We start from the raw sequence: 22010 nt of genomic DNA, 5'->3' as shown, positions 1-22010 counted from the left end.
CTACAAGGCTCTTTAGTAGAGTGTAGGTACAACGGGAATAACCCTTGTGCCTACACGTTTTCACGCTAGGTTCAAGGGTTTCATGTATGATGATGTAGTTGTGTAAGCATTTTAATAGATTGTATTGTATTCATAATACTTACTCCCTTTCTCCTCTGATTTTCACATAGTATATAACAGTTAATTTTGAATGTAAATACATTTTTAATATTCCGTCATTTTTTTTAATGTAAAGCCACTTTTCTTTCATACGCTTTTATTTCTTGTTCATATTGCATTGTAATACTAATTTCATCTAAGCCATTTAATAACTTCTCTTTCCACATTTTCTCGATTGTAAAATGGAACCTGTGCGTATTCGTTGTAATTACTTCATTTTCTAAATCTACTTTGATTTGTTCTCTCGCATCTGTTTTAGCAAGTTGTTCACGCATATCTTTATCCATTACAATCGGTAACATACCATTCTTCATACAATTCATATAAAAGATATCGGCAAATCCACCAGCAACAATAACGCGGAAACCATAATCAGCAAGTGCCCACGGAGCATGTTCTCTTGAAGAACCGCAGCCAAAATTATCACCTGTAATCAATATACTGGATCCTTTTCTTTCTTGTGCATTAAGCGGAAAGTCAGGGTTTTCTTGGCGATTATTATCATATCGCCACTCATCAAATAAAAACTTTCCAAACCCAGTTCTTTCAATTCTCTTTAAATATTGCTTCGGAATAATTTGATCTGTATCAATGTTATCGTTCATCAGTACTGCGGCAGTACCTTTATGAATACGAAATGGCTCCATCATAACTCTCCTTTCTAATATCAACAAAATGACCATGTAACGCAGCCGCTGCCGCCATTGCCGGGCTAACTAAATGCGTTCGTGCTCCTTTTCCTTGTCTTCCTTCAAAATTACGATTTGACGTAGATGCACAATGTTCTCCTTCCGGTACTTGATCGGGATTCATGCCTAGACACATTGAACATCCAGGCTCTCTCCATTCAAATCCAGCTTCTTCAAATATACGATGTAACCCTTTACTCATCGCTTCTTCTCTTACCCTTTGAGATCCAGGTACAACAAGTGCTCGCACACCTTCTTTTACTTTCTTACCTTTCACGACAGATGCAGCAATTTCTAAGTCAGAAAGCCTGGAATTTGTACAAGATCCAATGAAAACATGTTGAACTGGAATGTCATACGTACTTTGTCCGGGACTCAATCCCATATAAGAAAATGCTCTTTCGTCATTTACATCATGCTTTTCTGGCAATTTCTCATCAATCCGAACACCCATACTCGGATTTGTTCCCCACGTAACGTACGGCGCTAAATCCGTAACATCTATCAAAATATGTAAATCGTAAACTGCATCTAAATCTGTATAAAGTTCCGACCATTTTTTCTTAATAGATTCATAGTCTTTCGGTGCATATTTACGCCCTTTTACGTAAACAAACGTTTTTTCATCTGGTGCAATAATGCCAGCCTTCGCTCCCCCTTCAATTGCCATATTGCAAAGCGTCATCCGCTCTTCCATATCCATAGCATGAATGGCCTCTCCGTAAAATTCCATTACGTAACCTGTTCCAACTGCTACTCCGTACTTTGAAAGGAGGTGCAAAATAATATCTTTAGCATAAACACCTTGCGGTAACTTTCCTTTTAACTCAATGCCCATCGCTTTCGGCTTTCGCTGCCATAACGTTTGTGTTGCCAATACATGTTCCACTTCACTCGTACCAATACCAAACGCTAGTGCGCCAAAAGCACCGTGTGTTGCTGTATGACTATCACCACAAACAATCGTTTTTCCCGGCTGCGTGAGTCCAAGTTCTGGTCCTATAACATGAACGATCCCTTGCTCTTCATCTCCAATATCCGCTAAAGGTACCTGAAATTGTTTACAATTTTCCCGAAGTGTATCTAGTTGCTGCTTCGCAATGCGATCGGTAATATTCCAAACATCTTTCGTCGGAATATTATGATCCATCGTTGCGAATGTTAAATCTGGTCTACGGACCGTTCGATTTGTAAGCCGCAAGCCTTCAAAGGCTTGCGGTGACGTTACTTCGTGAACAAGATGAAGATCGATATATAATAAATCCAATCCATTTTCGTTTGTCGTAACTATATGTCTTTCCCAAAGTTTATCTAGCAACCTTTTCCCCATTATCTTCCTCTCCCCACTAACGCTTGCTCTTCCATTTCTTGCATAACTGCCTTCGTAAATGAAGTTGTCGTTTCAGTCCCCCCGATATCTGCTGTACATTTCCCTGATGTAAGGACTGCAGATATTGCTTCTTCAATTGCACACCCTTCTCTCGTTAATCCGAACGATTGCCCAAGCATCATGGCAACAGAGCGCATCATGGCAATTGGATTCGCCTTATTTTTCCCGGCAATATCCGGTGCTGATCCGTGAATAGGCTCGTATAATGAAGGTCCCTTTTCCGCGTGACTTGCTGATGGAAGCATCCCTAATGATCCAGCTAATACAGAAGCCTCGTCACTCAAAATATCTCCAAATAAATTTTCCGTTACAATTACATCAAACCGTCCTGGATTTCGAATTAATTCCATCGCAGCGGCATCTACTAAAATATGTTCTAGTTCAACGTCTGGATAACGAAGTGCTACTTCTTCTGTCACAGTTCGCCATAGTTTACTAGACTCTAAAACATTCGCCTTATCAATCGATGTTACTTTCTTCTTCCGCTTGCTCGCTAATTGAAAAGCATACGAAACGATACGTTCAATTTCATGACGATGATACGTAAGTGTATCGGTTGCTACTTCGTCCGTTCGTTCTTTCGGATAAGAAAAATAAATTCCGCCTGTTAATTCACGAACGACAACGAAATCAATTTCATCAGCCTTTTTTAATGGCGATAAATGTGCCGTTGCGCTTTCTACCGTTACAGGACGAACATTCGCAAATACACCGAGTCCTTTTCTTAATGCTAATAATCCTTTCTCCGGCCTTTCTTTTGCACTATCCCACCGTGGTCCACCAACTGCTCCTAGTAAAACTGCATCACTTGCTAAACAGGCGGCAAGTGTTCGCTGTGGTAATGGTTGCCCATTTAAATCAATAGCACTCCCACCAAAGTACTCATCTTGCAAATGAAAATGATGTCCATATAGCCTTTCTACCATATACAATACTTCCTTCGCACTTTCCATAACTTCCGGGCCAACACCATCACCAGCTAAACAAACGATACGTTTTTCCAATTTCAACACTCCTTTTAACTGAATTTTCAGAACTTTAATTTGATAGGTGAGGAAAGCACCTCTCACCTATCAACCACTTATTTCACAAGCTGGATAAAAGATTTTAATTTCCCCGCTGCATGGACATAAGCTCTCGCCGACGCTTCCAATACGTCTTGCGCGACTCCAAAACCTGATACTTGGTGACTACCTTCTTTTAATTCAACATGAACATGAGCAAGTGCATCTTGACCTTGTGTAATAGATTGTATGCGATAATCTGCTAATTCACATTCTAAGCCTAAAATTCTTTGGATTGCATTATAAATCGCTTCAATACTACCTGAGCCAGTAGCTGCATCTTCGTATACATTTCCTTCTTCATCTTTTAATACAACTGTCGCGCACTGTGTACTATTTGATACGAAATGTACTTGCAGTTGCGTAATGGTATATTGCTGAGCAGCAAATGCTGCTTCACCAAGCATAAGTGCACGTAAATCTTCCTCAGTAATTTCCTTTTTACGATCAGCCAATTTTTTAAATGCTTTGAATGCCACATCTCGCTCTTCATTTGTAAATTCATAACCAAGCTCTTTCATTTTTTCCGTAAACGCATGACGGCCAGAATGTTTCCCAAGTACAAATAGGTTTTGAGATTCACCTATAAGCGCTGGTTCAATAATTTCATAAGTTGTTACTTCTTTTAGAACCCCATCTTGGTGGATGCCTGATTCATGAGCGAATGCATTCGCTCCAACGATTGCTTTATTTTTCGGTACAACCATACCCGTTAACCTGCTTACTAATGTACTCGTCGCCTTAATCTCTTTTAGCGTCATCGAAGGTTCCGATTTATATAAATCTTTTCTAATATGAAGAGCAACCGCAACTTCTTCTAAGGCCGCATTCCCTGCTCTTTCCCCAATGCCATTAATCGTTCCTTCTACTTGCAGCGCTCCGCCTTCGACCGCAGCTAACGAATTTGCTACTGCCATACCAAGATCATCGTGACAATGACAAGAAAAAATCGCTTTTTCATATGATGGAACGGATTCTTGTAAGTATTTAAAAAGAGAATAATATTCTTCCGGATTCGTATATCCAACTGTATCTGGAATATTAATTACATTCGCTCCTGCACGAATTGCAACTTCTACTGCTTCAGCTAAAAAATCTCTTGAAGTTCTTGTCGCATCTTCTGCTGAAAATTGCACTGTCGGAAATAAAGATTTTCCAAGTGTAACCGAGCGATAAATACTATCTAACACATCTTCTTTCGACATACAGAGCTTATATTTCATATGAATGTCACTCGTAGCTAAAAATACATGTAAACGAGGAGATACAGCACCTTTCACAGCTTCATATGCTCTTCGAATGTCACTTTCTTTCGCTCTAGCTAAACTCATAACCGTAGCATTTTGAATTGTATTCGCGATACGTTTTACCGATTGGAAGTCACCTTCAGAAGCTGCCGCGAATCCAGCTTCCATTACATGAACACCAAGCCTCTCTAATTGCCTGGCAATTTGTAATTTCTCTCGTTCATTTAAATTCACTCCTGGTGATTGTTCGCCATCACGAAGCGTTGTATCCATGAACAAAATCTGCTTCATATTATTTAACCCCTACCTTTACTCGCGGCTGTACGAAAGGCATCATTTCACGTAATTTACGTCCAACTACTTCGATTTCATGTTCATTCTCTTTCTCATTTGTCGCGTGGAAATTTGGTCTTCCTGCTTTATGCTCTGCAATCCAGCCTCTTGCAAATGTACCATCTTGTATTTCTGCTAGTACCGCTCCCATCGCTTTCTTCGTATCTTCAGTAACAACGCGTGGTCCTGATACGAAGTCGCCCCACTGCGCTGTATCTGAAACTGAATATCTCATATTTTCAAGTCCGCCTTCATACATAAGGTCAACGATTAGTTTTAGCTCATGTAAACATTCAAAATATGCAAGTTCAGGCTGGTATCCGGCATCAACTAACGTTTCAAATCCAGCTTTTACTAGCGCAGTTACTCCGCCGCAAAGTACAGCTTGCTCTCCAAATAAATCTGTTTCTGTTTCTTCTTTAAACGTCGTTTCTAATACACCAGCTCTCGTCGCTCCAATTCCATCAGCATAAGAAAGTGCCTTTTCAGTCGCAACTCCTGTCGCATCTTGATATACTGCAAATAATGCAGGAACAGCTCCGCCTTCAGCAAACGTACGGCGTACAAGATGCCCTGGACCTTTAGGCGCTACTAGAAATACATCTACATTCGCTGGTGGTTTCACTTGATCAAAGTGAACATTAAATCCGTGTGCAAAAACGAGAGAATTTCCTGCCTGTAAATTTGGTGCAATTTCCGCTTCATATACTTCTGGCTGCAGTTCATCTGGTAGTAAAATCATTACTAAATCAGCCTGCTCTGCTGCTTCTGCTACTGTATATACAGAAAATCCATCTTCTTTCGCTTTATCCCAAGACTTCCCTTTTCTTAAACCTACTACTACATCAAATCCGTTATCACGTAAGTTTTGCGCATGCGCATGACCTTGCGAGCCATATCCGATGATTGCTACTTTCTTTTCTTTTAATACATTTACCGTTACATCTTTCTCATAATAAACTTTTGCCATTTTCATTTCCCCCTATTTTTAAATGATTATTGAATTAACATAACTTGCTTATCTTGCTTTTTCATACTACGCGTAAATGCAGTTACACCTGTTCTAGCAATTTCTTTCAAACCGTATGGACGAAGTAATTCAATTAGCGCTTCTACTTTATCTTGCGTACCAGTTACTTGCACAACTATGGAATCCTTCCCAACATCTATTACAGCGGCTCGAAACGGTTCAATTAAACTATATAATTCTGCTCTTGCTACTGATGTTGCGACCTTAATAAGTGCAAGTTCTCTTGCGATCATCGCTTCTTCTGTAATATCCGATACTTTCAGAACATCAATTTGCTTATGAAGTTGTTTAATTAACTGCTCAACTTGCTGTTCATTTTCAACGTGTACAACAATCGTCATCCGTGATATGTCCGATGATTCTGTATGACCTACTGAAATACTTTCAATATTAAAATGTCTTCGTGTCATAACACCTGTAATTCGGTTTAACACACCACTTTGATTTCGAACTGTCGCTGTAACAATTCTCTTCACCTTTTTTCCACTCCCTCCATTTGGTGAACACCTTTCCCTGGCGCAACCATCGGCATTACCTTTTCTGATTGAAGTACACGGCAATCAATTACGACCGGTTCTTGTAATTCAATCGCATGCTGTATTTGCTTCTTTGCAAGAAGTGGATCATCTATGCGAACTCCTTTTATGCCATACGCATTCGCAAGAGCGACGAAATCTGGTTGACACGACAGTAAAGAGTGTGAGTATCTTTGATTATAAAATTCATCTTGCCATTGCCTTACCATTCCTAAAGCTTCATTATTTAAAATAAATACTTTAACTGGTAAATCGTGTTCTTTTAATACACTTAACTCTTGTAGAGTCATTTGAAACCCAGCGTCACCAACAATTGCAATAACTAGTTCTTCAGGCTTTGCAATTTGCGCACCGATTGCTGCTGGAAATCCGAATCCCATCGTTCCTAATCCGCCAGAAGTTACCCATTTATCTGGATTTTTCAGCGGATAATATTGCGCTGCCCACATTTGATGTTGCCCAACATCTGTTGTTACAATAGCTTCTCCTTTCGTAAGTTCATATAACATATCAATTGCGTATTGAGGCTTAATACTTTCCGAATTCCGTTTATAAGATAGTGGATATTTTTCTTTTCTACTCTTTAACAAGGAGAGCCACTTACGATGATTTCCTTTCCTTCCTTCCGGTTGAAGTAATACTTCCAACGCTTGCTTGGCACTTGCAACAATAGGAATTTCAGTCGGCACATTTTTTCCGATTTCTGCTGGATCAATATCGATATGCGCAACAGTCGCCTCTTTAGCAAAATAAGCTAAATTTCCAGTAAGCCGGTCATCGAATCTTGCACCTATATTAATAAGTAAGTCGCATTCATATAACGCCATATTGGCTGTGTATGAACCATGCATTCCTCCCATTCCTAGAAAAAGTTCATCATCTGGCGGAAATCCTCCAAGACCAAGTAATGTATGCACAACGGGAATTTCATATTTACGAGCAAAACTCGTTAACTCTTTTGATGCTTTCGCATGCAATACACCTGCTCCAGCTAAAATTAACGGCTTACTTGCAGCACTAATTGCTTGTAATAATTTGTTTATTTGGAGTAGATTCGGTTCATAATTCGGGTTGTATCCTGGTAAATCCATTTGTACGTCATTACATCGTTCCCCTTGCTCTACCACCATATCTTTCGGAAGATCAATAACGACTGGGCCTGGTCTTCCTGTTCTAGCAATATGAAATGCTTCTTTAATAATTCGAGGTAAATCTGAAGCTTTTCGCACTTGATAGTTATGTTTTGTCACCGGCATCGTAAGCCCCATAATATCCGCTTCCTGGAAAGCATCACTTCCGATTAACGTTGTTGCTACTTGCCCTGTAAATACAACAAGTGGTAACGAATCAATCATGGCATCTGCAAGACCCGTAATAACATTTGTAGCACCTGGTCCACTCGTTGCAATGACAACCCCTGGATGACCAGTAATTCTGGCATACCCTTCAGCGGCGTGAATAGCACCTTGCTCATGCCTTGTTAAAATATGCGGAATTTCACAGTCATAGAGTGCATCATAAAGAGGTAAAACAGCACCACCAGGATAACCGAAAATCACTTCTACTTCTTCCTTTTCTAGCGCTTCTAACAATAGCTGTGCACCAGTTGCCAGTTTCTCTTCCGTTTTTGAAGACATTGTTCTTATAAGCCCCCTTTTTGAAAACTTTTATCAATAAAAAAAATCCTACGTCCACACTCCAGCTATGTGCTGAAGGGACGAAAGATTTCGCGGTACCACCCTTCTTTGCAAGAATACTCTTGCCTCAGTGACCCATAAATGAGTCTAGCTAATAACGGAGCTACCGTCTAAGCCTAGACAAATGCTTCAGCTTAGCACTCAAGGGCGATGTTCGTCGACGTGAACCATCGGTTTTCAGCAACCACCGACTCTCTGTGAGGCTTCACAATCAACTACTCCTCCCTCTCAACGCTTTCTTATGTTATAAAAAGTTGTTATCCAACTTTATTTTCTTCGTAAATCTTCTCTCCATCTTCTATAACTAACTTTCGGAATTCTTCTAATAAACGATTCGTATGTGGACCTGTTTGCCCTAAACCAATCGTTCTACCATCTACTGTCGTAACAGCAATTACTTCAGCAGCCGTTCCTGTTAAAAATACTTCATCAGCTACATATACATCATGTCTTGTAAATAACTCTTCTCTAACGTCATATCCAAGTTTTTCACCAATTTCTAAAATAGCGTTTCGTGTAATACCTTCTAACGCTCCAGCAGAACTTGGTGGTGTAATTAATTTATTTCCTTTTACAATAAACACGTTATCTCCTGAGCCTTCAGCTACGTATCCTTGATCATTTAACATAAGTGCTTCTTGTACTCCAGCTAATTTCGCTTCAATACGAACTAAAATATTGTTTAAGTAATTTAATGATTTTACTTGAGGCGACAAAACATCTGGACGGTTTCGGCGCGTTGCAACTGTTACAACTGGAATCCCTTTTTCATAATATTCTTGTGGGAATAAAGATAGTTGTTCTGCAATTACAACTACATTCGGTTTCTTACAAGAATCAGGATCTAATCCAAGATTTCCTGCACCTCTCGATACAACAAGGCGAATGTATCCATTAGATAATTTATTTTGTCGAATCGTCTCAACAACAATATTCGTTACTTCATCTAAAGAATATGGAATCTCTAACATGATGGATTTTGCTGATTCATATAACCGGACAAGATGCTCTCTCAAACGGAAAACATTACCGCTATAAACTCTAATTCCTTCAAATACTCCATCTCCATATAAATAACCATGATCATATACTGAAACTTTTGCTTCGTCTTTTGGAACAAATTCTCCATTTAAGAAAATCCATTGCTCATTCACTGGAAAGCGCCTCCTATGTTCTATGAATTTTTTATTGTTTCCTAGTTTACTCTCCTTTCTAAATAAATCAAGTGAATTTTTAGAAAATTTATAATTTTTAATCGTACGTACATCTTTGATTATATTGATTTAACAGCATTGTTAACGTTTACAAAAAGTCAAAAATTTTTTTTCGCCAAATTCCACTAAAAAAAATATTTGTTTAAAAGAAGGATTTTTATCAATTGATACGAATCTATTGTATTCAATAAACGGACGTCCGTTTTTATAAATTCGGGAAAATACAACGACTTTTGCTGAAAAAGGGGGAAAATAATAAAAATAACGCTGTCTAAAAATAACATTCATATTTTCCATCTCGCAATCATAATCCTATTTTTAAAAAACAATTTGTCAAAATGAAGGAGGAAATCAATATGGCGTGTGTACAAATTAAAGGAACGAGACAAGAGGTAGTAGAAATGTTGCAATTATTTGATTTAATGGATACGAAAGGTTTTTGTAAATTCGATAATTATGTAGAGGTAGAACCAAATACAAAAGAACATAACAACTTTATCGCTTCAATTGATATTCATTCTAATACTACTGCCGCCCAAGATTCACTAAACGATCAATTCGTTAGTCAAATGCTTACTGGCGTATATAACGATTAAATAAAGATTTGCTTCCTACCTTCTTTTCATAAATATATGCTATAGATTTGAGCATACTAGCAATTAGATGGTAGGAGGTGAAAATTATGGCTAGAATTGGTGTTGAAAACTCTTTAACAGATGTTCAACAAGCTCTTCAACAACAAGGGCATGAGGTTGTTACAATTAACTCAGAACATGACGCACAAGGATGCGATTGTTGCGTTGTAACTGGTCAAGATTCTAATACGATGGGTATCGCAGATACATCAATAAAAGGATCAGTAATTAACGCTCACGGTTTAACAACCGATGAAATCTGTCAGCAAGTTGAAAGCCGTATTTAAATTTTCACAATACAAAAAGAAAGAAGGCCCCTTTTCACAAGGAGCCTTCTTTTTTATATTCACCTAACGGGAAAGTAACATATACTGGATGAAAGCCCTACCTCTCTCTCATCATTACGGTTCCACTGACCGCTCCTTGATTCACTAGTATACATATATAGCTTACAAATACAATTTATAGGGTTTGTTCACAAAAGTTGTTGATAAAATTACCCGATCTTTCGCAAACTTTTCGTATTGCATTCATAAGGAATATTTACTTTACACTAGCTGTAACCGAGACACGAACTAAAATTTTAACACCAATACAATAACTTGTCAACGTTTTTAAGAAATTAAAAACAGACAGTAACGGTTTGTCTGTTTTAGAATGGAGCTTTTTCTTTTATTACATATACAACAAAGCCGCTTACTAACATACATAAGCCAACTACTAAGTTTTTGATATTAATCATAAATTCCTCTCCCTTATTTCACTCATCATCTATATTTACATTTCATTTATTCCGATCATCCTAAAGCGCACTTTTTCTAATATATCATAATTCCTAAAAAATGCAAGTTCACTTTCGGCGACCATTCACAAATTTATCTACAGTGCTTGGTACAGTATTTAAAGCCTTTTCAATTAAATGTGTACTACTGTTGAGATGCAATACTTGCACCCCATTAGAACCCACTACTAAAAAAGCCACTGGACTAATGGAAACCCCAGCCCCACTTCCGCCTCCAAATGGATGCCCTTGCTTGTTCTCTTTATGCTGATTTTGCCCACCGTTATGTTTTTCAGTAATGAAATCCCCTTTAAAATCACTTCCACCAGCTCCAAAACCAAAAGCCACTTGAGATACTGTTAATACTACATTTCCGTCAGCTGTTGAAACCGGACTCCCAACAATCGTATTTACATCTACCATCTCTTTTAAATTTGTCATTGCCGTTTTCATTAAATTTTCAATTGGATGTTCCATTATGTATTGCACCCTTTCCTCATTATTCTTTTTTATACTTTCCAAAATAGAGGAAGTCATACTAACTTTTCCTATTTCAAGAAAACATTTTCCTCCTTTTAAAGGGATATTACTCCCTGTACATGCTCCGATATAGTGAAATGTTTACACGCAGATCGACTCCCACAACCCACAAATAGCAGGATAAAAAAGAAAAAGAGATACATACTACTATTGAACCTTGTTATGAAAGGAGTCATGACTTTGACTGAGAAATTTGATGATTATAAAAGAAGAGATAGAATAGATAGTGATTATAGTGACTATAAAGAAGAGTACGCCGCTGAGGTTGCACCACAGCGCATTGATTATGATTACGATGATAAAGACGATAAAGATGTTGTAAGGTCATCTGCCGCTGGATCAACTGCTGGTTTTATCGCTCTTGCCCTATCTATCTTATCGCTATTCACCTTCCCAACATTATTTGGTCTTGTTTCTGTTTTACTCGGTATTTACGCTTATAATCGCGGAGCTACTGTAACTGGTGGAATCGCTGCAGTTGTTGGCGGAATTGCTGCACTTATCGCAATTTTATTCCGAGTAGCACTTATTGGTTTATTGTTCTCTCTGTTTTAAAAAAGAAAAAGGTATCTCGCTTAATGCGGGATACCTTATCCTGTAAACACATCTTCTGATGGATATTTTATTTTTTGTTTTGCTGGTCGCGCCAAAGAAAACACAAGTGTTAATGGTCCAATTAACCCACAAAACATAACAAACATAATCATACATTTTCCAAACGCCGATAGCTTTGCAGTAATTCCCATCGTCAATCCGACTGTGCCAAACGCTGATATTGTCTCAAATAATAATTGAATAAAACTGAAGTTTTCTGTAAGCATTAATATAAATACCGCTGCCAAAATAAGTATTTGACTGGCGACAGCAATCGCTAAAGCCCTCGTTACTGTCGATATTTTAATTGTACGCTGAAATAAAACAATTTCTTCCTTTTTTCTAAAGAAAGAAAGGACAGCTATAATTAAGATAACAAACGTTGTTAATTTAATCCCTCCACCTGTTGATACACTTCCTGCACCAATAAACATTAAAATCATCGTAAATAATATAGATGATTCTTCCATACCTCCATAGTCAACCGTATTAAATCCTGCTGTCCGTGGGGTAATACCTTGAAAGAAGGAAGCCCATAATTTTTCATTTAAAGATAAATTCCCTAACGTCTTCACATTATTATATTCCAATACAAAAATCACAATCATTGCTATAACATTTAGCGCTACTGTTCCAATAATCATTATTTTCGAGTGAAGTGATAATTTTCGAAAACTACGACTATACCATATATCAATTAATACAGTAAAACCGAGTCCACCTATTACAATTAAAGAGCAAATCCCAATATTAATAATAGGATCTCCTACATATCTTGTTAAATTATCTGGCCATAAAGCAAATCCTGCATTATTATAAGATGCAATTACATGAAAAATACTATAGTATAAACCTTTTCCAAAACCGAACTCTGGAATAAAACGAAACGATAAAAAGATAACTCCAATAAGCTCAATACAAATCGAAAATATAAAAACACGCTTTACTAATTTTACAAGACCACCTATATTTGTTTGATTAAATGCCTCTCCAATTAATAAACGATGGCGTAATCCGATTTTTTTACCTAATACCCAAACAATTAAAATGGCAATTGTCATCAGGCCTAGTCCACCTGTTTGAATTAAAAACATAATAACAATTTCGCCAAACATCGTAAACGTACTTGCTGTATCCACTACTCCCAAACCCGTTACGGTCGCTGCTGACGTTGCTGTAAAGAAAGCGTCTACCCAACTAATATGTACTTTCGTTGCGAATGGTAACTTTAATAACAAACCACCAACCACGATTAAGCAGAAAAAACCTAATGCTAATATTTGTGGTGGGTTTAATTGTATAAGACGGTTATACAGCCCTTGTTTTTTTGTTACTCCCATATCACTAACTCCCTTATTAAAGTGAAGCTTTCCCCTCATAAATAAAAAGTTTTTTAAAAGCCCTTAAATAATTGGGACAAACCTTATATTCTTATAACCTAGTTGAGCATAATCCTTTTTTTCATAGATTACAACTTTTATTTATATTCAGACTCCTTTTCGTTTTATGTCGGAAAACTATATATATCCTAGCTCATTATTCCTAGCAATAACAATTTCATATGTACTATTTTTCAAATCCGCATATCTTTCACTCTACGTTCACAGAGAAGTCACATCTACCTTTTATAGTATATGTATCGAAGCTGTTCCTCCCTAATTTACAAGACATTCCCCAGTGTCTTTGAATAGCTTCCATCCCTAATTAAATTGACATAAATTGTCCCCTTCCCTTGACCATCTTATATGTGATGGTCTTATTTTTTTGTCTTTCTATCTTTTATTTAAAACTCCCTCTCTCTTTCACTCTATGTTCACAGAGAGGTCACACCTATCTTTTATAGTATATGTATCGAAGTTGTTCCTCCCTAATTTATAAGACATTCCCCAGTGTCTTTGAACAGCTTCCATCCCTAATTAAATTGACATAAATTGTCCCCTTCCCTTGACCATCCTATGTGATGGTCTATTTTATTTTCCAAACACAAAATCAGTCTATCTACATTCAAATAAAAACAAAAAATTCAGAAAATATTGTAAAATCAGGTATTTTTTCGGTATAATTACTTTAGGAAGGAGTTTCACAAAAACAAAAGAGGTGATTTTATTGAAACAAACAAAAGCAATCTTAATCGCATTATTTCTAGGTCTAGTTGTTGGACTCACTCTAAATCTAGCTGCTCCATCTATCTTTGAGCCACTAAATCAATATGTGTTCAACCCAATCGGTCAATTGTTTATTCGATTTATTAAAATGCTAGTTGTTCCTGTTGTGTTCATTTCTATCGTACTTGGTGCTGCCGGACTCGGAGATCCGAAACAACTTGGAAGAATCGGTTTAAAATCAATTTCATTCTTTCTCGTAACAACAGCGGTTGCCATCTCTATTGCGGTTACATTTGCACTTATTATAAAACCAGGAGCTGGCGGTAATTTTAAAACAGAAGGCCTTAAGTATGAAGGTGCAAAAACTGAAACATCTTTCGTCGACACATTGCTAAATATCGTACCAGATAACCCAGCAAAAGCGATGACTGATGGAAATATGTTACAAATCATTGCTTTTGCTGTATTGATTGGACTCGGTATAGCTATTTTAGGAAAACGAGTTCAAGGTATCCATTCATTACTTGAACAGGGCAACGAATTAATGATGTATCTCGTTAATCTCGTTATGAAATTAGCTCCAATTGGGACATTCGGCTTGCTCGCTTCATCCGTTGGTAAAATGGGTCTTGCAGGCGTCGCTGCGATGTTCAAGTATATGATTGTCGTTATGTTAGTACTCATTATTCACGGGGTCTTTGTATATGGCGGCTTATTAAAGGTATTAGCAAAAGAAAGTATTGTTCGTTTCTTTAAACATTTCGGACCAGTAATGGCAATTGGATTTAGTACATCTAGCTCTAATGCATCTCTTCCATTTGCAATGAAAACAGCACAAGATAAGCTTGGAGTTCCAAAAGCGATAAGCTCATTTGTACAACCACTAGGAGCAACTATTAATATGGATGGTACTGCCATCATGCAAGGGGTCGCCACTGTATTTATCGCTCAAGTATACGGAGTGGAACTTACATTACCGCAATTAGCTATGGTCGTATTAACTGCTGTACTAGCTAGTATTGGTACTGCTGGTGTACCAGGTGTTGGACTTGTAATGCTGACGATGGTTTTAAATCAAGTAAATCTACCAGTAGAAGGTATTGCTTTAATTATCGGTATTGACCGTATTCTAGATATGTCTAGAACAGCTGTAAACATTTCTGGTGATGCAATTTGCGCAATGATTGTCGCAAAATCAGAAGAAAAACATAATACTGATCAGTCGGCAGCATCTTAAATCAAAAAAGGAGTGAAATCAGTCACTCCTTTAAATAATGGTAAGCCTTGTCAAAAGTGCGGCAACTACAAATTTAGAAATGCAAGAAGTTACAAAATATTACTCTATGAGCTCCTATGAAGTTTCTCAAAAAGAATCATTTAATCTTAATCAAGGGGAAGTACTTACAGTCTTTGTACAAAATTCCGGGTTCCCCATTTCTTATACAGTCTTTGATGCAGATAATCAAGTAATTGGCACATACAATGCTAATTCATCATATGGTCGCATATTCAAAGCACAAAAAGACGGTAATATTTCTGTTCAATTTCAAGCAGGAGTAAATTCTTCTTACATGAAGAAAATAAATTTCACAGCTAAATTTTCAGTCTCTAAACTTAACCCACAATAAAAAATTTAACGATTCTATTTAACAACATATTAAAAAGGTATATCCCTTCAATGGGATATACCTTTACTTTAGTGGATTTTATATTGACCAGATAACTGCTCTTGTGCCATACGCACTAAGCATTTTGTAATTTCTCCACCTACTGAACCATTTGCTCGTGATGTTGAATCTGGTCCAAGTGTAACGCCAAACTCCTGAGCAATTTCATACTTCATTTGCTCAATTGCACTTGCTGCCGCTGCTACCAAAATCTCGTTTGAATTATTATTTTCTCGAATTTGCATTTCTAACACACCTCCATTTAATTGGTAATATCATGATCTATTTCCAATTAAACATGCAAAATTTATATATATTTAAGTAAGCTTCTGATTTACATTAATAAATTCCAATTAATTAAAAATCTTTTTCAAATGAATCAATTTAATCCTTATTGATTTTATTGAATTTTAAACTCTCCAATTAATTCTTGTAACTCTTGTGATAGCCAACTTAATGATGTTGCTAGTTCTGCAATATCTTGTACATACATTTCTTGCTCTTTCATACTAGTCTCTACATTACTACTGCTATCCACATATGTATTGGAAATATGTGATAATTCATTTACAATCTGAACTATGGTTTGACTATTTTTAAAAATATCACTTGAATTACTCGAAGTCGCTTTAATTTGATTTGTAACAGCTTGTGCAGATTCTGAAATTTTTTCGAAGAATGCACCACTACTTTGAACAAGTGTTATTCCTGATTCAACTTCTTTTGAACTCTTTTGCATTGAAACAACAGCTTCTTCTGCTTCAGCTTGTGTTTCACCAATTAATTTAGCTATATCCTTTGCAGATGCCTCGGTTTTTTCCGCTAATTTACGTACCTCATCCGCAACAACTGAAAATCCTTTCCCTGTCCCTCCAGCACGTGAGGCTTCAATAGAAGCATTTAAGGCTAATAAGTTCGTTTGATTTGAAATGGTTGTAATTACAGTCAGAATCTCACTGATTTCCTTAGATCGCGTTTCTAATGAATAAATAATAGAAGATAAATCTTGAACTGTATCTCGGATTATTTTCATTTGATTAACAATTTGTTTAATCAAATCATTTCCTTCTACAGAATGCTGTTCCATGCCTTCCGAAGCGGTTGCAACTTGTTTTGCAGCTCCTGTAATTTCTTCCATCTTACTTTCCATTTCTTGAACAATCACTAAACATTGCTGCACTACATGTTCTTGAGATTGTGCTCCTAATTTTAATCCTGCCATAGAACTTGCAATCTCTTGAATGGCCATACTATTTTCTTCTGTACTTGCCGACAACTCGTGCGAGGATGTCGAAACCTGTTCAGCAGTCTGTCTTACTTTATCAATAATCCCATTAAATTTTTCAATAGTGTTATTAAAGTATGTATTAGTTATACCTATATCATCTGATCTTTCATTTAATTTAATACTTAAATCACCTTCACCAACTTTACGTAAACCTTCTTGTAAATCCTTCAAAGGCGATAGAGAATTTCTTGCGATAAAAATTTGAATCGTAGTTGCGATTGTTAATGAAATTATAATAAAGAGTAAACCTTGTACTATAAACTTTTTCTTTGTAATAGGAATAATAGAAGCATCCAAATCTGCTGCAACAATTGCAATTATATTTTTATTTTCATCTGTAATTGGCTCTAAAATTGTTACCCAGAACCCTAGTTCATCTTCATACACTTCTGTCATTTGTGCCTGTTTCGTTTTCATTACTTTATCGTATGTTTTCATCCAATGAGTAGGCTGCTCATAATAGTCACCTGGTTTTACAGAAACTACATTCGCTAATTCTGTATTCAAACCTACTACTTGTAATTCAACTTTTTCATTAAGCTTAGCCCCTGTAACATATGTTTGACCAACACTTTTCAAACCTTTTGTAGATTTATCTAATTGCTCTGTCAGTTTTTCTTTCTTCACTCTTTGTGCTGTAGGGTCTTTTGCTATCTCTCTTACAAATTCAACATCTAATTGATTTAATACTGCATCACCTGTTTCAAAAGACTGCCTCTCAAATATAGACATCATACTATTTTGAAACATATTAAAACTTAACGCTCCCATACTTCCAACAAGTGTCAAAATCAATAATACAGTTAGTAATACATTTTTTTGAAGCAACGATAGCTTATGCCAATATTTTTTCATTAACATCACCTTTCTTAATTTCTGGAATAAAAGCCAAAGCAAGTAGTAATACCTTTTAAAAAAACTTTTTTCCTTTTATCTTGATAGTTTCACTATATTCATAGCAATATTTAAGGACTCCGAACGTTTATGTACGTATAACCAAAAATATGCAATTGTCATAAGCATTAAAATGCAGCTAATATTTAGCACTCCCTTATATAATAATATTTAAGATATGATAGCCATCACACCTATAAATAATAATGCTAAAATTTTCATATTTCCCCTCCTAAATACAATAACACTTTATAGAATTTAATATTAAGCGGTACAATATTTTTGTAATTATTGAATATTCAACTTATATTGTTTAGTCATTTCACTTCTTTATCATTGCAAATCTTTCATTTTTGAGTATATAGGAGAAAATAAGTACAATCTACTTCTATTTAACAGCTCTAATTCTTTTACTCCACCACAATTTTAAACTTCATACCGTCAGTTAGTGCCCCTAACTCCCCCCCTACAACCGCTCCTCGGTTATCAGAGAGCTATATATTGAACACTCGCACCCTTTATATGCCAAGCTGTTTCTGAAAATCTATCCGATAGAAGATATAAAGCCTTTGATGCTCCATTTTTTCCACTTCTACTTATATTTTCTAAATCGATGATATCAAGGGTGTCGCCTACAAGAACCGCTATAATAATTAATAGACTACAAAGCATGCTTTTTAATTTCATATTTATTACCTTAAAAATTTCACATTAGATTCGTTACAGTTCCTTTAGTGAAGACTCTCTTTTTGTATTATTGTTAATTTTGAACAAAAACGAGAATTATCAAGACCCTTGTCTTTAAATATATTTACCTTTCACAAAAACCGGACGGTTCGGTCTAATTTATTATTCTATAACAACTATCCTTATTTTTCTATAACTTTTTAATATCTAATTGTACAAATTTGATTCTGCGATTGTCTTAATATCGTATGAAGAGCACAATAATTATTTTCTTATTGCGAAATATTTGTATCTTACAAAAAATGCAATTGTGCATACTCCCGAAAACTACACGTACCTTAATATCCATTAAACGACTACAAATACCTAGACAAAATTAAGACTTCCTTATTATAGCTTTAATTTTACTTTTGTAGTAAGTTCATCTCTCTTACTCTCTTCTTTAGATTTCACACCTTTTTCTTCGAATTTTTACTATTTAACATAAAAAGCCACTATAAAGCTAAAAGGGTATGAATTCAAATTACTATTGAATTCATACCCTTTTTTAATAAATAAACTATTTTGTTATATTAATTAAAACGTTTTGAAAGTACTATTTCTAATTCTCGTCTTTCAGAAACTTTTTTTAAATCTATAAATAAGCAATAATGCTCCTGACAGAATACATAAAATCGCTCCAAACATTGGCTCTTTTTTAGCACCTGTTTTTGGTAACATAGGCTTTTCTTTTTTCAGAGATTCATCTTTTAATGGTTCCTTTGGATTAACTGAATCTTTTTGATTCATTGGAATATTCGGCTCTTCTACCTTTTCATATACGTAAATGACCTCCATTAATCCTTCTACATACTTACCTTCGGCATTTTTCGGTTTTTCGACTAACTTATAACCTGGAATTTCTTTATTTTCTGTTGTATAGTCTTTTCCTACCTTATCTGTCGTCATATTACGTTGTGCGATTTCTTTTCCGTCTTTATCAACGTACTTCGTTATTACACTACCTTCTACCTCTGGTTTTGATTCTTCTATCTTTTCATATACATAGATTACTTCTTGCGTTCCCTCTACATACTTACCTTCGGCATTTTTCGGTTTTTCGACTAACTTATAACCTGGAATTTCTTTTGACTCCGTTTTGTAGTCTTTTCCTACTTGATCCGTTGTACTTGTTCCCGGAACTAACTCGTTTCCTTCTTTATCTACGTACTTCGTTACTACATTTCCTTCTACTTTTTCATAAACATAGATTACTTCCGTCGTTCCTTCTTCATACTTTCCTTCGGCATTTTTCGGTTTTTCGACTAACTTATAGCCCGGAATTTCTTTTGGCTCCGTTTTGTAGTCTTTTCNNCCTACTTGATCCGTTGTACTTGTTCCTGAAACTAACTCGTTTCCTTCTTTATCTACGTACTTCGTTACTACATTTCCTTCTTTTTTCGGTTCTACTTCAATTGATACTTTAGGCTTATGAGGATTCTCTGGATCATTTGGATCCAACACAATTGCCATGTTTTCAATTGTTCCGGCTTCCTCTTTTATTACTTTTGCTGTAAAAGTTACTTTTACTTCCCCTACGCCTCTAATATGTGGCACTAATACTTTTAAACTATTTCCTTTTACTTCAGCTTCTACCTTCTTGCCATCCAACAAAATACTTGATGCATCTAATTCTAAGCCTTCTGGCAATGTATCTTCTATCACAACATCTTTTGCAGTTGTTTTTTCTAATACATTCTTCGCAGTAATTGTATATGTTACACTGTCTCCTACCTTTACTAGATTTTTATCTACTAGTTTTTCAGCCTCAATCTTACCTGGTATACAGTTTATTGCGTTCGGATTAGGTGCTACTTTTATAATTGGAATTTCAAACTTCTTATCACTGGAAATGAGGTATCCTCCAATGACATCAGATCCATTCACATCAGGCTTTATTTCTTTACCCTTATAAATAAGAGTGTACTCACCCTCTGGTTGTCTCTCTAAATCCCAAATCAACTGATTATTTTTTATAACCGGATTTGTGCTAAAACCATTTGGTCCTTCAACACGAACATCCTTAACATTTAAATCACTTTTAAAATCTAACACCATTCTATCTTTTTCATTTTTTGCTACCATGCCTACTGTCTGAATTAGGGTTTCGGAAAATTCTGCAATGTTATTTGATAGAACAAACCAATCTGGCTGTGATGCCATACCTTGAAGTGCTTTTCGTGATGCCGGTCCGACTTCACTTTCGTACTTATCATGGTAATTACCTGGAGCTGATAAAGTCTCTTTGTTTTCCCAAAAGGCAGTTATTAATTTATAGCCTTTACCTTTTATTTCATTTGCTATGTTAGTAACTTCATTCATTGCGCCTTTGTAATCTTGTTGATATTCCCCAGACCAAGCTTTTCCTGTCCAATCACTTACTTTATTAGATGTTTTATGAATGTATCCATCTAATTGGACATTTGCAACTCCATCAGTAACAAGTAAAAAAATTGTTTCACGATTCGGGTCATTTGCTCCCTTTTCCTGTTCATATTGTTGCAATGCAAATTGAAGACCACTTGCCGTTGGCGTACCACTAAAAGGCGTAATTTTATCAATTCCTTGCTTTGCTGATTCTAAACCACTATTCAAACCAGAGTGTAAATTTATTTTCACCCCAGAACCGTTATTATTTAGGATACTACCATTCATTGCTTTATATCCTTTATAATCTTGGTAGCTAGTAACCAGTACCCGATCATATTTAGGATCTAACTGTCCCACAGTGTGTTTTAATGCATTTTTAACACTACCTATAGAATCTTTAAAACTTCCACTCGCATCTTGCACAATTACAAAATCTATTTTCTTTTTATGCAATGGCCATTGAAACTTTAAGTGTCCTTCATGCTCTCTGTAACACATATTCTCTGTTTCATTTGTTTTTAGTGTATGGTCTATTCCCTCTACTGATTCAGCAAACACATTGAATCCAGGAAACGCCAACTGAATAAACAAACAAAGTGTCATAAATATTGATAGATTTTTTTTCATACCCTACTCCTTTATTGTTGTATATTCTAATGTTAGAATTTAATATTAGTAATCCTATTAGAATATCAAACCAAAAATATCGTCCTTTATTAACAGGTGCTGCTCCTTTCTAATCTCTCATAACCAAACCGGTCGGTCTGGTTCGTTTCTTATCATATAATAATTCCCTCTGTTTCTAAATACTTTTTTATTAATTTATAAAAGTAATGCAATATTGGTGAAAATACGTAACGTTAAAAGTAGATATTAACACCCGATGTAAAAACAAATATACTAACAATCGTGTGATATGAACCATAAGTTTGCCGGAACGGCAAGCTTATGGTTCTTTTTATTTGCGGCAAACTTATACTTCTAATATGCACACAACAAAAAAGATAGCTCAATAGGCCATCATTAGTAGGTTAGTCGGGTAAGCGGGGGG

The 22010-nt window shown here is 36.0% G+C and carries 20 protein-coding genes, 1 pseudogene and 1 other annotated feature; of the genes and pseudogenes, 5 read left to right on the top strand and 16 right to left on the bottom strand.

Going from position 1 to position 22010, the window contains the following annotated elements; all coding sequences use genetic code 11:
* Positions 1-224 precede the first annotated feature (224 nt).
* The 9 genes from leuD to COK05_RS32080 all read right to left on the bottom strand — a co-directional run bounded on the left by leuD (position 225) and on the right by COK05_RS32080 (position 9656).
* Positions 225-806: a 3-isopropylmalate dehydratase small subunit gene (gene leuD / locus COK05_RS13670; RefSeq protein WP_098612995.1), complete on the bottom strand. Its 582-nt coding sequence runs from the start codon at positions 804-806 to the stop codon at positions 225-227.
* The gene (gene leuC, locus COK05_RS13665) at positions 784-2178 is read right to left on the bottom strand and encodes a 3-isopropylmalate dehydratase large subunit (protein WP_098612994.1); all 1395 of its coding nucleotides are present in this window, start codon (positions 2176-2178) and stop codon (positions 784-786) included. The genes leuD and leuC overlap by 23 nt, the downstream gene beginning before the upstream one ends.
* Positions 2178-3242, bottom strand: a complete 1065-nt coding sequence (gene leuB / locus COK05_RS13660; protein ID WP_098612993.1) for a 3-isopropylmalate dehydrogenase — start codon at positions 3240-3242, stop codon at positions 2178-2180. Before leuB ends, leuC begins: the two co-directional genes overlap by 1 nt.
* A gap of 77 nt (positions 3243-3319) precedes the next feature.
* A complete protein-coding gene (gene leuA / locus COK05_RS13655; protein WP_098612992.1) occupies positions 3320-4840 on the bottom strand; it encodes a 2-isopropylmalate synthase in 1521 nt (506 codons plus the stop codon).
* 1 nt (position 4841) lies between these two features.
* Positions 4842-5852, bottom strand: a complete 1011-nt coding sequence (gene ilvC, locus COK05_RS13650; RefSeq protein ID WP_098612991.1) for a ketol-acid reductoisomerase — start codon at positions 5850-5852, stop codon at positions 4842-4844.
* Positions 5853-5878: 26 nt separating this feature from the next.
* Entirely contained in the window at positions 5879-6388 is a 510-nt protein-coding gene (ilvN, locus tag COK05_RS13645; protein WP_000822946.1) for an acetolactate synthase small subunit, read from the bottom strand.
* Positions 6385-8085, bottom strand: a complete 1701-nt coding sequence (gene ilvB, locus COK05_RS13640; protein WP_098612990.1) for an acetolactate synthase large subunit — start codon at positions 8083-8085, stop codon at positions 6385-6387. Before ilvB ends, ilvN begins: the two co-directional genes overlap by 4 nt.
* 73 nt (positions 8086-8158) lie before the next feature.
* Positions 8159-8386, bottom strand: a binding site (T-box leader).
* Positions 8387-8402: 16 nt separating this feature from the next.
* Complete coding sequence (gene ilvE / locus COK05_RS13635; RefSeq protein WP_001005497.1) at positions 8403-9299, bottom strand: branched-chain-amino-acid transaminase; 897 nt, start codon at positions 9297-9299, stop codon at positions 8403-8405.
* Positions 9300-9440: 141 nt separating this feature from the next.
* Positions 9441-9656, bottom strand: a complete 216-nt coding sequence (locus tag COK05_RS32080; RefSeq protein ID WP_098612989.1) for a hypothetical protein — start codon at positions 9654-9656, stop codon at positions 9441-9443.
* Between the two features lie 59 nt (positions 9657-9715).
* Between COK05_RS32080 and COK05_RS13625 the strand changes: the two genes are divergently transcribed.
* Both COK05_RS13625 and COK05_RS13620 read left to right on the top strand, forming a co-directional pair.
* Positions 9716-9955 carry a DUF3911 family protein gene (locus COK05_RS13625; protein WP_098612988.1) on the top strand — a complete coding sequence of 80 codons (240 nt, stop codon included), beginning with the start codon at positions 9716-9718 and terminating at the stop codon, positions 9953-9955.
* An 86-nt stretch (positions 9956-10041) separates the two neighbouring features.
* A complete protein-coding gene (locus COK05_RS13620; protein ID WP_141539087.1) occupies positions 10042-10281 on the top strand; it encodes a YkuS family protein in 240 nt (79 codons plus the stop codon).
* Between the two features lie 365 nt (positions 10282-10646).
* Here COK05_RS13620 and COK05_RS13610 read toward each other — a convergent pair whose 3' ends face one another.
* On the bottom strand, positions 10647-10736 hold the full coding sequence (locus tag COK05_RS13610; protein ID WP_000608225.1) for a hypothetical protein: 90 nt from the start codon (positions 10734-10736) through the stop codon (positions 10647-10649).
* A 108-nt stretch (positions 10737-10844) separates the two neighbouring features.
* Positions 10845-11312 carry a GerW family sporulation protein gene (ytfJ, locus tag COK05_RS13605; protein ID WP_098612985.1) on the bottom strand — a complete coding sequence of 156 codons (468 nt, stop codon included), beginning with the start codon at positions 11310-11312 and terminating at the stop codon, positions 10845-10847.
* 183 nt (positions 11313-11495) lie between these two features.
* Between ytfJ and COK05_RS13600 the strand changes: the two genes are divergently transcribed.
* Positions 11496-11870 (top strand): imidazole glycerol phosphate synthase, encoded by a 375-nt coding sequence (locus COK05_RS13600; RefSeq protein ID WP_176539437.1) that lies wholly within the window; start codon positions 11496-11498, stop codon positions 11868-11870.
* 35 nt (positions 11871-11905) lie between these two features.
* Here the strand turns inward: COK05_RS13600 and COK05_RS13595 are convergent, their stop codons facing one another.
* The gene (locus COK05_RS13595) at positions 11906-13249 is read right to left on the bottom strand and encodes a TrkH family potassium uptake protein (RefSeq protein WP_098612983.1); all 1344 of its coding nucleotides are present in this window, start codon (positions 13247-13249) and stop codon (positions 11906-11908) included.
* 766 nt (positions 13250-14015) lie between these two features.
* Here COK05_RS13595 and COK05_RS13590 point away from each other — a divergent pair.
* Together COK05_RS13590 and COK05_RS13585 are read left to right on the top strand one after the other, a co-directional pair.
* Complete coding sequence (locus COK05_RS13590; protein ID WP_098612982.1) at positions 14016-15251, top strand: dicarboxylate/amino acid:cation symporter; 1236 nt, start codon at positions 14016-14018, stop codon at positions 15249-15251.
* Between the two features lie 37 nt (positions 15252-15288).
* Positions 15289-15642 carry a hypothetical protein gene (locus COK05_RS13585; RefSeq protein WP_098612981.1) on the top strand — a complete coding sequence of 118 codons (354 nt, stop codon included), beginning with the start codon at positions 15289-15291 and terminating at the stop codon, positions 15640-15642.
* Between the two features lie 68 nt (positions 15643-15710).
* Here the strand turns inward: COK05_RS13585 and COK05_RS13580 are convergent, their stop codons facing one another.
* From COK05_RS13580 to COK05_RS31320, 4 genes and pseudogenes are all read right to left on the bottom strand, one after another.
* The gene (locus tag COK05_RS13580) at positions 15711-15926 is read right to left on the bottom strand and encodes an alpha/beta-type small acid-soluble spore protein (protein WP_098612980.1); all 216 of its coding nucleotides are present in this window, start codon (positions 15924-15926) and stop codon (positions 15711-15713) included.
* 155 nt (positions 15927-16081) lie between these two features.
* A complete protein-coding gene (locus tag COK05_RS32185; RefSeq protein ID WP_440898753.1) occupies positions 16082-16903 on the bottom strand; it encodes a methyl-accepting chemotaxis protein in 822 nt (273 codons plus the stop codon).
* Positions 16904-17035: 132 nt separating this feature from the next.
* Positions 17036-17365: pseudogene (locus tag COK05_RS32180) on the bottom strand (HAMP domain-containing protein); the annotation flags it as partial.
* 1800 nt (positions 17366-19165) lie between these two features.
* Positions 19166-21457: a MucBP domain-containing protein gene (locus tag COK05_RS31320; protein ID WP_440898752.1), complete on the bottom strand. Its 2292-nt coding sequence runs from the start codon at positions 21455-21457 to the stop codon at positions 19166-19168.
* Positions 21458-22010 lie beyond the last annotated feature (553 nt).

This window comes from Bacillus cereus, from assembly GCF_002567495.1.
Lineage (GTDB): Bacteria > Bacillota > Bacilli > Bacillales > Bacillaceae_G > Bacillus_A > Bacillus_A cereus_AQ.
This window is presented reverse-complemented; position numbering and strand designations above follow the sequence as displayed.

What these genes read in the sequence shown, in the direction of transcription:
- COK05_RS32185 (WP_440898753.1), bottom strand. Translation starts at nt 16,903, where the DNA reads ATGGCAGGATTAAAATTAGGAGCACAATCTCAAGAACATGTAGTGCAG.
- ilvB (WP_098612990.1), bottom strand. Translation starts at nt 8,085, where the DNA reads ATGTCTTCAAAAACGGAAGAGAAACTGGCAACTGGTGCACAGCTATTG.
- COK05_RS13610 (WP_000608225.1), bottom strand. Translation starts at nt 10,736, where the DNA reads ATGATTAATATCAAAAACTTAGTAGTTGGCTTATGTATGTTAGTAAGC.
- ilvC (WP_098612991.1), bottom strand. Translation starts at nt 5,852, where the DNA reads ATGGCAAAAGTTTATTATGAGAAAGATGTAACGGTAAATGTATTAAAA.
- leuA (WP_098612992.1), bottom strand. Translation starts at nt 4,840, where the DNA reads ATGAAGCAGATTTTGTTCATGGATACAACGCTTCGTGATGGCGAACAA.
- leuC (WP_098612994.1), bottom strand. Translation starts at nt 2,178, where the DNA reads ATGGGGAAAAGGTTGCTAGATAAACTTTGGGAAAGACATATAGTTACG.
- COK05_RS13620 (WP_141539087.1), top strand. Translation starts at nt 10,042, where the DNA reads ATGGCTAGAATTGGTGTTGAAAACTCTTTAACAGATGTTCAACAAGCT.
- leuD (WP_098612995.1), bottom strand. Translation starts at nt 806, where the DNA reads ATGGAGCCATTTCGTATTCATAAAGGTACTGCCGCAGTACTGATGAAC.
- COK05_RS13625 (WP_098612988.1), top strand. Translation starts at nt 9,716, where the DNA reads ATGGCGTGTGTACAAATTAAAGGAACGAGACAAGAGGTAGTAGAAATG.
- COK05_RS13580 (WP_098612980.1), bottom strand. Translation starts at nt 15,926, where the DNA reads ATGCAAATTCGAGAAAATAATAATTCAAACGAGATTTTGGTAGCAGCG.
- COK05_RS32080 (WP_098612989.1), bottom strand. Translation starts at nt 9,656, where the DNA reads ATGGAAAATATGAATGTTATTTTTAGACAGCGTTATTTTTATTATTTT.
- ytfJ (WP_098612985.1), bottom strand. Translation starts at nt 11,312, where the DNA reads ATGACTTCCTCTATTTTGGAAAGTATAAAAAAGAATAATGAGGAAAGG.
- COK05_RS13595 (WP_098612983.1), bottom strand. Translation starts at nt 13,249, where the DNA reads ATGGGAGTAACAAAAAAACAAGGGCTGTATAACCGTCTTATACAATTA.
- COK05_RS13585 (WP_098612981.1), top strand. Translation starts at nt 15,289, where the DNA reads ATGGTAAGCCTTGTCAAAAGTGCGGCAACTACAAATTTAGAAATGCAA.